The 9506-nt window shown below is 71.9% G+C and carries 7 protein-coding genes and 1 tRNA gene; 4 read left to right on the top strand and 4 right to left on the bottom strand.

What is annotated here, in order from left to right; genetic code table 11:
- Positions 1-289 precede the first annotated feature (289 nt).
- Both DSC45_RS29390 and DSC45_RS29385 read left to right on the top strand, forming a co-directional pair.
- Positions 290-1582, top strand: coding sequence for an FG-GAP repeat domain-containing protein (locus DSC45_RS29390; protein WP_346426686.1), 1293 nt, complete (start codon positions 290-292; stop codon positions 1580-1582).
- A gap of 164 nt (positions 1583-1746) precedes the next feature.
- Positions 1747-2742, top strand: coding sequence for a Yip1 family protein (locus tag DSC45_RS29385; RefSeq protein WP_119295008.1), 996 nt, complete (start codon positions 1747-1749; stop codon positions 2740-2742).
- A 112-nt stretch (positions 2743-2854) separates the two neighbouring features.
- Here DSC45_RS29385 and DSC45_RS29380 read toward each other — a convergent pair whose 3' ends face one another.
- The 3 genes from DSC45_RS29380 to dcd form a co-directional block, all read right to left on the bottom strand.
- Positions 2855-4768, bottom strand: a complete 1914-nt coding sequence (locus tag DSC45_RS29380) for an ABC transporter ATP-binding protein (RefSeq protein ID WP_205571463.1) — start codon at positions 4766-4768, stop codon at positions 2855-2857.
- 288 nt (positions 4769-5056) lie between these two features.
- On the bottom strand, positions 5057-5554 hold the full coding sequence (locus DSC45_RS29375) for a phosphoribosyltransferase (RefSeq protein ID WP_119295007.1): 498 nt from the start codon (positions 5552-5554) through the stop codon (positions 5057-5059).
- A 7-nt stretch (positions 5555-5561) separates the two neighbouring features.
- A complete protein-coding gene (gene dcd / locus DSC45_RS29370; protein ID WP_119295006.1) occupies positions 5562-6137 on the bottom strand; it encodes a dCTP deaminase in 576 nt (191 codons plus the stop codon).
- 621 nt (positions 6138-6758) lie between these two features.
- Here dcd and DSC45_RS29365 point away from each other — a divergent pair.
- Positions 6759-6832: transfer RNA gene (locus tag DSC45_RS29365), tRNA-Gly, on the top strand.
- A gap of 329 nt (positions 6833-7161) precedes the next feature.
- The gene (locus tag DSC45_RS29360) at positions 7162-8121 is read left to right on the top strand and encodes an AraC family transcriptional regulator (protein WP_119295005.1); all 960 of its coding nucleotides are present in this window, start codon (positions 7162-7164) and stop codon (positions 8119-8121) included.
- A gap of 176 nt (positions 8122-8297) precedes the next feature.
- Here DSC45_RS29360 and DSC45_RS29355 read toward each other — a convergent pair whose 3' ends face one another.
- On the bottom strand, positions 8298-9179 hold the full coding sequence (locus DSC45_RS29355) for an NAD(P)H-binding protein (RefSeq protein WP_119295029.1): 882 nt from the start codon (positions 9177-9179) through the stop codon (positions 8298-8300).
- Positions 9180-9506: the final 327 nt, after the last annotated feature.

Raw genomic sequence — 9506 nt, 5'->3', positions numbered from 1 at the left:
CTCCTCCTCGACTCGGTGAAGACCCCGGCCGACCCGGCAGGCGAAGCGGAGACCGAGGACGCACCGGAACCCGAACCGGTCAAGTAGCGGGCGTCAACGGCTGTTTCGGGCCCGTCCGGGCCGCACCTGGAGTGCGGCCCGGACGGGCCCTTCGCGCGCGACAGGGGCGGTTCCACCCTGTTGTCCGGCTTGCGCCCGCGATCGGGATGGAACCGTTGTCTACGCCGCGGGCCCGCTGCCGCATCATGGGGAAGTTGTTGTTCCGGTGGCGGATGGGGTGAGTGGCGTCGTGCGGATACGTATGGCCTCGGCGATAGCGGTGACCGGCTTCGCGGTACTCCTCGCGGGCTGCAGCACGGGGAGCAACCCCGCAGAACGGCCCGCCTCGAGCCGGCGGCCGCTGTCCGCCGCGGGCAAGGCCGCCGTACCGAAGACCCCGGTGCCGCGCGGGAAGGGCAGCCGTGTCGCCGACGACTTCAACGGGGACGGCCGCCGCGATCTGGTCCTCGACGAGCTGGCCCACCGCGGCCACGACGACGACGCCGGCATCGGCATCGTCTACGGCACCGCCCACGGGCTCGACGCCGGCGCCCGCCAGCTGCTCAGCCCCCGCGAGCGCGCCGCACCGGTCAAGGGCGTCACCCCCGCCGCCTTCGACACGGCGGCCAGCTGCGACCTCGACCGTGACGGGTACACCGACCTGGTCGTCTCCACCGACCCGCCGTACGACGGGATCGGGCAGCCGCCCGTACCGCTGCAGATCCTGTTCGGCTCGCCCGACGGCATCCGCGGCAAGGCCGTACGGCTGCGGATGCCCGGCACCGCGCGGGACGGCAACGACTGGCCGGACCAGCCCGTGTGCGGCGACTACGACGGGGACGGCCGCGCCGACCTCGCCGTGCACGCGAGCAACACCCAAATCAGCTTCCTGCGCGGTCCGTTCACCCGGAACGGAGCCCCTCGCTCCGGGAGGATCACCAAGGCTCCCGGCACCCGGCTCCGCGGGCCCGCCGTCGACGCCGACCGCGACGGCCGCGACGACCTGGTCGTGCAGGCGGGCGCCGGCGGCAAGAGCGGACTCGTGCTCGGCTCACCGACCGGCCCCGACGACACCGGCGTGATCTTCCCCGCGGGCCAGGACCTGGTACTCGGCCGCTTCGGCAAGGGCCGCGGCACCGACGCCGCGATCAGCACCCGCACCGGCGGTCTCGCCCTGCGCTACGACGTACCGGGCACCGACCGCGCCACCCTGGACGCCGACGGCACCGCGCTGGACGCCGGGGACTTCGACGGGGACGGCCTGAGCGACCTCGTCGTCACCGGCGAACGGCCGGTCGTGCACGCCGGCACCCGCAAGGGCCTCGCCGCCGAGGGAACTCCCGTACGCCTGCCGGCCCGTGGCAGCACCGCGGGCGTCGTCGCCGCCGCCGATTTCGACGGGGACAAGCGCGACGACCTGGTCGTACGCACCGACCTCGGCCGGGAAGGCGACTCGGTGACCGTGTTCCGGGGCACCGCCAAGGGCCTGGCCACGCGGCCCGTGCTCAGCTTCAGCACAACGTCCTTCGGCACGGCGAGCTGACGTCCGTCAGGCACGCTCTCCAGCCCGTGCGGCAACGCACCGGAGCGTCCGACGGTCGAGGACACCTTTTGACGCCCGCGGGGAACCCTCCCGCACCCCCGAACACCGCACGGGCCACAGGCTCTCACCACCATCCGGCTACCAGGTCAGGGTTCCCCTAGGGGATGTCACAGGTCGGCGGCAAAGGACCGGTGATCCGCCCACCCCCACCCCCTCGCCCCGCGAGACCAGGTACGTTCGATTACGTGGCTGGATTCAGGATCGGACGCGGCCGGGACAACCGCTCGAGGCAACCGCAACCGCAACAACCCCCGCAGCAGCCGTACGGCGGACAGGCGCCGTACGGCGGCCCGCCCGCGCCCCCGTACGGAGGCCCCCAGCAGTACCCGGGCAACCGCCCCGCGCCCCCGCAGTGGCCCCAGGCCGGCGGCGGCCAGGGCGGCGGCTACCCGAGCGCGCACGGCGAACCGGAGTACTTCGACCCGTACCAGCAGGGCGGCGCCCCCCAGGACCCGTACGCGGCGAACAACCCCGGGCACACCCAGTCCTTCAGCATCGGCGAGGACCCCTACGGCGACGGCCAGACCTACCGGGCCGGACAGACCGGTGGCCCCGCAGGACCGCGACTGCACTGGAAGCCGCTGCTCAAGGGCGTGATCACCCGCCCCGGCCCGACGTTCCTGCAGATGCGCGACCACAGCATGTGGGGCCCGGCGATCATCGTCACGTTCCTCTACGGCCTGCTGGCCGTCTTCGGGTTCGACGGAGCCCGCGAGGAGGCGATCGACGCGACCCTGGGGACCAGCGTCCCGATCGTCCTGACCACCGGCATCGCGATCGTCATCAGCGCCCTGGTGCTCGGCGCCGTCACCCACACCCTGGCCCGCCAGCTCGGCGGCGACGGAGCGTGGCAGCCCACGGTCGGCCTCTCCATGCTGATCATGTCGCTGACGGACGCCCCGCGGCTCCTCTTCGCGATGTTCCTCGGCGGCGACGCCTCACTGGTCCAGATGCTCGGCTGGGCGACCTGGGTCGGCGCGGGCGTCCTGTTCACCCTGATGGTCAGCCGCTCGCACGACCTCCCGTGGCCGAAGGCCCTCGCCGCCTCCTCCATCCAACTGGTCGCCCTCGTCTCCCTGATCAAGCTGGGCACGTTCTGACCCACGCGAACGGCCCCACCGCCGTCGCCGCCGAACTCCCCGCCACCGAGGCCCACTTCGACGGCCGGACTACCCGCACCCGCGGGCGGCCCGGCCGTCCGCCCCGACCGGACTACCGGTCCTTGGCGAGACCCACCAGCTCGGCGAACAACCCTCCCCCGGCCACCAGTTCGTCGTAGGACCCCTGCTCCACGACCCGCCCCTTGCGCAGCACGACGATGCGGTCCGCGAGCCGGGTGTTCTCCAACTGGTGAGTCACCACGACCGTCATCCGCTCCGCAGCGATCCGCTTGATCTCCAGGAAGATCCGGTGCTCACCGCGCGCATCCATCTGCGAGGTCGGCTCGTCCAGGATCAGCAGCGGCGTACGCCGGTACAGCGCACGTGCGCAGGCCAGGCGCTGCCACTGACCGCCGGACAGCTCCGCCCCGCCCCACAACTCCTTGGCCAGCAAGGTGTCCAGCTGCCGCGGCAGCGCCTCCACGGCCTCGCGCATACCGACGTCGTCGACGGCCCGCCACACCTCGTCGTCGTGAGACGTCCGCGGCTGCCCGAGCGTGATGTTCTCCCTGGCGCGCAGCGGCCAGCAGGCGAAGTTCTGCGGTACCAGCGCGGTACGCCGCCACACCGCGTCCGGATCCGCCCCGGCCAGATCGGTGCCGTCCCACATGACCCGGCCCTTGTCGGCGAGCAGGACGCCGGTGATCAACCGGGCGAGGGTGGACTTGCCGCTGCCGTTCTCCCCCACGATCGCCAGGATCTCGCCGCGGCGCAGCGTCAGGGACACCCCGTCGACCGCCGGCGCCTCCTTGCCCGGATAACTGTGGACGACTTCCTCCAGGCGGATCTCGTCGACCCGCTCGGGGATCGTCGCCGGGCCCCGGCGCGGAGCGCGCTCCGCCGCCGCGTCGAGGAAGCCCCGCATGTCCGCGAGATAGAGCGAGGTGTGGAACATCGCCGCCCCGTGCATCACGAACTGCGCGAGCGCGCCGAGCGTCGTCTGCACCGCCACCACCCCGGTGGCCGCCACCGGCAGCGCGATCCGCCCGCTCATCGCCAGCCAGGCGAGCGTCGCCCAGGTGCCGAGCAGGAAGAGCCCGCCGAGCGCACTCGTCGCGAGCGCGATGCGCAGTGTGCGCGGGGCTGCGGTCAGGGTCCGCTCGTCGATCCGGTCGGACAGGCTGCGGTACCAGTAACCCAGGTATCCGGTCATGCCGTTGGCCCGCACCTCGTCACCGAAGCGGGAGTACGTGGCCCACCAGCGCATCATGGACCGGACGTTGCGATCGCCGACGTTCGCGTAGTGCGTCTCGTAGTCCACGCGCGCGGAGAGCACGGCCCCGACACCGGCCGGCAGGACGGCCAGCAGGAGCAGCGGCAGCATCATCCAGTGCAACGCCGTGATGACCCCGCTCGCGGCGATCATCCGCACCAGCGCGGCCATGAACCGCTGGGAGTCCTGGACCATCAACCGCGTCCGCGTCACCCCGACCTCGGCCGCCTCCTGTCGTTCGGCGAAGCCGTCCTCGCCGTACGCCGAGGACTCGACCCGGCACACCGCGGCCACCAGTGCCACGTCCGCCTCGGTGGTGAGCCGTGGCGTGATCCGGCCGTCCGCGTACGAGGCCAGCGCGCCGCCGACCCGGACGAAGCCGGCGGCGACGGTCACCATGATCAGAGCGGGCAGCGCACCCTGCAGGCGTTCGGACACCGCACCGGACCCGAGCAGATGCGTCATCGCCCGTGCGGTGAACGCGAGCACGACGGCGGCCGCGACGCCGGTCAGCACCTGGCACACGAACAGCAGCAGCACGGCCGGCCGGTCGACGGCCCACGCCATCCTGGCGGTACGCCACAGGACCGCGGGCAACCGCGCACACATGGCACGGAAACCCGCATCCGCCAGCGGATTCCTGCCGTGTTTGCCCTCGAAGGTGATCACCGCCGGTGGCGGCGGGGGCGGTGTCGGTACGCGGTCGGTCGAGGCGTCGGCGGAGTCGTCGATCGAAGCATCGGTCGCAGTCACCCTGCATCCCTCCCGGAGGACGGTGCCGCGCCCGGACGGCTCGGCGATGCACGGATCAACGACAGGCGACAGGATTCGAACGCGCTCGAATTCGGACGCGCTACAGCCCAGCGAGCCCAAGGGATCGAACGCGCGACCGCGACGCCACAGGGCCCCGACCGGAGCCCCCGGTGGCCGAATCGCCGACCCTGTGACGCGTGTGACTCAGGGGATTCCCGAGCCACCGCTCGGGTCCCCTACCGCACCGACACGACCATCGGCATCGGCCCGCCCCGCCGGTACGCCCCCTCAGGCGTCCAGCACCTGACCGGCCCGCCGTACGACCGGATCCTGCACGCTCCAGGGGAAGTTGATCCACTCGGACGTGCGCTTCCAGACGTACTCGCACTTCACCAGGGACTGCGGCTTCTCGTAGACGACCGCGCTGCGCACCTCTGCGACGTGGTCGAGACAGAAGTCGTGGACCAGCTTCAGGGTCTTGCCGGTGTCGGCGACGTCGTCGGCGATCAGGACCTTCTTGTTGGAGAAGTCGATCGCGTTCGGCACCGGGGCGAGCATCACGGGCATCTCGAGCGTGGTGCCGACGCCGGTGTAGAACTCCACGTTCACCAGGTGGATGTTCTTGCAGTCCAGGGCGTATGCCAGACCGCCCGCGACGAAGACTCCGCCGCGCGCGATGCTCAGGATCACATCCGGCTCGTAGCCGTCGTCGGCCACGGCCTGGGCCAGCTCGCGTACTGCGACGCCGAACTTGTCGTACGTAAGGTTCTCGCGTACGTCACTCATGCCGACGTCACACCTGCGTTCTGTGGAAGTTGAGGAAGGAGCGCGAGGCCGTCGGCCCGCGCTGCCCCTGGTACCGGGACCCGTAGCGCTCGCTCCCGTACGGGAACTCCGCCGGTGACGACAGCCGGAACATGCACAGCTGGCCGATCTTCATCCCGGGCCAGAGCTTGATCGGCAGCGTCGCCAGGTTCGAGAGCTCGAGCGTCACGTGCCCGGAGAAGCCGGGGTCGATGAAGCCCGCCGTGGAATGCGTCACGAGCCCGAGCCGCCCGAGGCTCGACTTGCCCTCGAGCCTGCTCGCCAGATCGTCCGGCAGCGTGATGACCTCGTACGTCGACGCGAGCACGAACTCACCAGGGTGCAGGATGAACGGCTCGTCCCCGTCCGGCTCGACCATCCGCGTCAGATCGGTCTGCTCGACCGCCGGGTCGATGTGCGGATAGCGGTGGTTCTCGAAGACCCGGAAATAGCGGTCGAGCCGCACATCGATGCTGGAAGGCTGGACCATCGACGCGTCGTACGGGTCGATCCGCACCCGCCCGGCATCGATCTCCGCCCGAATGTCCTTGTCTGAGAGAAGCACGCACCGAGGATACGCACGTGGCGCGGGCCCGCCGTAATCCGGACCCGCGCCACCTCGTCGATCCCCGCCCGCTTCGCGCCCCGCGCAGGTCAGCCCCGGGCCGACTCCACGGGAACGGCATGCCGCAGCCGGGCGCACCGTGGACACCGGATCAGCCGGCCGGGACCGATCCGCTCCGCCCCGAGCTGCTGCATCGGAAACGAAGCCGTGCTGAACACGTGCCCCTCGGCACATCGGACAACGGTCGTGCGCTCCATCAAGTCTCGTGTTCCTTCCCCGACATCGACCGGTGGCCGAGTTCGACCGGCAGGCCGCAACATCGGCCCGTGGGCCGCCAGACCCGTACGGGCAACTGACGCTCGGGGCGCACATTACGGGATGAAAGGGACGGCCCTCCAGGCGGCACACCCACCCTTCGCGAGACGGTCCACCCACCCTCGCGCCGACGCCTCCCGCACCCCCACGCTACGCCCCAACTCCGGCCCCCCGCAGCCCCGTCCGCCCTCCGCGCACACCCCCCGCACAGCGGCCCGCACAGCACAAAGGCCCCACGGCGCAAGCACCGGGGACCAGGGATGAGGTATCGTGAGCGCAGCCACGGCGTACCCAAAGCCGTGTCGCGCGGGTGTAGTTTAATGGTAGAACATGAGCTTCCCAAGCTCAGAGCGCGGGTTCGATTCCCGTCACCCGCTCCATAGCAAAGCCCCAGGTCATGGACCTGGGGCTTCATTGTTGTGGGGGTGGGCGCAAGCGTCGTGGTCTCGTTGGTCGTTGGTTGTTCGTGGCCGGCGAGTGTCGCTCGTGCAGAGAGGGCTCGGGTGCCGGGCTACGGGCTGGTGCGCGGCTGATGGTGCAGGAGTACGGAGGCGGTGGCCGCGCGGTGTAGAGCCATGGCGATCCGGGTCGATCAGGTCAGGGCCGCCCGGCGGTCGGGCACATCCCTCCCGGGGCGTCGGGGCCATGCCCGGCCGGTGGTGCCCAGGTAAGCCTCCCGGCCCCCGCCGCCCTGCCTATCGTTGGTGCCATGGACGTGTTCGACGAGCTGTTGCAGGGCGTGCGGGGCAAGGGTGCGGTGTTCGGGCGTTCGGTGTTGTGGCCACCGTGGTCGCTGCGGTTCGCGGACGGAACGTATCTGACGTTGTGCGTACCGCTGCGTGGTGCGGGGTGGATCGTGCCGGAGGGTGGGGAGGCGCGGCGGGTGGCGTTCGGTGAGACCGCGATCGTGCGGGGGCCGGCGCCGTTCGTCTTCACCGACGAACCGGCGGGCGGTACGCCGGCGGGGTCCCGGGCGGGCGTACGTGAGGTGCGCTGGGGCGAGGACTCGCCGGAGTCCGTGGACACGGATCTCGAACTCAGTTGCTCCACCGTGTTGTTGGCCGCCGCCTATGACGTACGGGAGCAGGTTCCGCAGCGGCTGCTGCGGGCTCTGCCGCCGGTCCTGGTGCTTCCCGACCCGGACGAGGAGGAGTGCGCGCCGCTCCGGGACTATCTGGAGACGCAGATCCGCGGGGCCCGGCCGGGGCATCAGATCGCGCTCGACCGGCTCCTGGACTGGCTGCTCGTGTGCACGCTGCGGGACTGGTTCGACCGTCCCGAGGCCGAGCCGCCCGGGTGGTACGGCGCACTCGGCGACGAGGTGGCCGGGCCCGCCCTGCGCGCGATCCACGAGGATCCCGCTCACCCGTGGACGACGGCGGAGCTGGCGGGCCGGGCGGGGGTGTCGAGGACGACGTTGGCGAAGCGGTTCACGGAGCTGGTGGGGAACGGGCCGGTGGCGTACCTGACCGAGTGGCGGATGACGCTCGCCGCCGATCTGCTGACCCGCCCGGAACTGACGGTCGCGGCGGTGGCGCGGCGGGTCGGGTACGCGGATGCGTTCGGGTTCAGCGCGGCGTTCAAACGGATCCGGGGCGAGAGCCCGAGCGCGTACCGGCGGGAGGCTGCCACGGCCGAGGTACCGGACCGCGCCGTACCGGCGGGCTGACGGGCGACCGGAGTGGGCACGGACGACCGGGGTGAGCACGGACGACCGGGGTGAGCGGCCGCTCGTGCCCACCCCGGTCCCGTCAGGCCGGTCACGCCCGCCCGTCGACCCGCCGACCCGTCAGGCCTGTCACGCCCGCCCGTCGACCCGTCGACCCGTCAGACCGGTCACGCTCGTCAGGACCAGGCACCCGCCTCCGACGCGGCCCGGACGAAATCGGTGAAATCGCGCGGTGGGCGGCCGAGTGCCCTGTGCACGCCGTCCGTTACCGGGGCTTCCCGGCTCGTGCGGATCGGCCGCATCGCGTCGGTCCAGAGCGCGGCCTCCTCCTCGGACGCCCCCTGCGCCACCAGGCCGGCCCGGTAGGCGGACTCCTCGACCGGGACGTAGGAGGCACGCACGCCGGAGGCCTTCGCGATCTCGTCGAGTACGTCGGCGATACCGAGCGCGCGGGGGCCGGAGAGTTCGTACACCGCGCCGTCGTGACCGTCCTCGGTCAGGGCCGCGGCGGCGACCGCCGCGATGTCGTCGGCGTCGATGAACGCGGCTGACCCGTCGCCGGTGGGCAGGGCCAGTTCGCCTGCGCGTACGCCGTCGAGGAAGACGCCCTCGCTGAAGTTCTGGGCGAACCATCCGGGTCGCAGGATCGTCCAGGCGACGCCGGAGGACCGGACGGCCGCCTCGCTCTCGGCGTGCGGGCCCTCGCCGTCGAAGGAGGGACCGAAGTAGCCGGGCACGTCCACGCCGCGGGCCGAGAGCAGCACCAGCCGTCGGACCCCGCCGGCGACGGCCTGCTCGACGAAGGCGGGGGTCGGGGAGGGCGAGATGTCCAGCGGGACGATGTGGACGGCATCGACCCCGTCGAGAGCCGCCTGCCAGGTCGTCGGGTCCTCCCAGTCGAAGGGGATGTCGCCGGACCGTGCGGCCGCTCGGGTCTCGACGCCGAGGTCGCGGAGCCGGGCCACGGTCCTGCGGCCGGTCTTGCCGGTGCCGCCGATCACCAGCACGGTGCTCTCGGTGCCCGTCTTGTCGTTACGTGTCGCTTTCGCCTGTGTCATGGCACAAGCCTCGCCGGGGCGGTGGTCCGCGGCCATGGCTCATCGTCCGGGACGGATGTCCGGGCGTCCGGGCGCCCGGGCGCCCGGGCGGCACGGCGTCCCGACGTCCAGGCGTCCAGGCGGCACGGCGTCCCGACGTCCAGGCGTCCAGGCGGCACGGCGTCCAGGCGGCACGGCATCCAGGCAGGGGCAGGCAGAGGCGGCAGCGGAAGGACCGCGCCGCGCCGCCCGTGCAGGAGTTTCGCGAGGGACCGACGCGACCGACAAGCAGGACTCCCCCACCGCACCGACGCGCAAGACTTCCCCACGAGACCGACAAGCAGCACT

Source organism: Streptomyces sp. YIM 130001, from assembly GCF_003574445.1.
Classification (GTDB): domain Bacteria; phylum Actinomycetota; class Actinomycetes; order Streptomycetales; family Streptomycetaceae; genus Streptomyces.
This window is presented reverse-complemented; position numbering and strand designations above follow the sequence as displayed.

What these genes read in the sequence shown, in the direction of transcription:
- DSC45_RS29385 (WP_119295008.1), top strand. Translation starts at nt 1,747, where the DNA reads ATGTCACAGGTCGGCGGCAAAGGACCGGTGATCCGCCCACCCCCACCC.
- DSC45_RS29375 (WP_119295007.1), bottom strand. Translation starts at nt 5,554, where the DNA reads ATGAGTGACGTACGCGAGAACCTTACGTACGACAAGTTCGGCGTCGCA.
- DSC45_RS29360 (WP_119295005.1), top strand. Translation starts at nt 7,162, where the DNA reads ATGGACGTGTTCGACGAGCTGTTGCAGGGCGTGCGGGGCAAGGGTGCG.
- DSC45_RS29355 (WP_119295029.1), bottom strand. Translation starts at nt 9,179, where the DNA reads ATGACACAGGCGAAAGCGACACGTAACGACAAGACGGGCACCGAGAGC.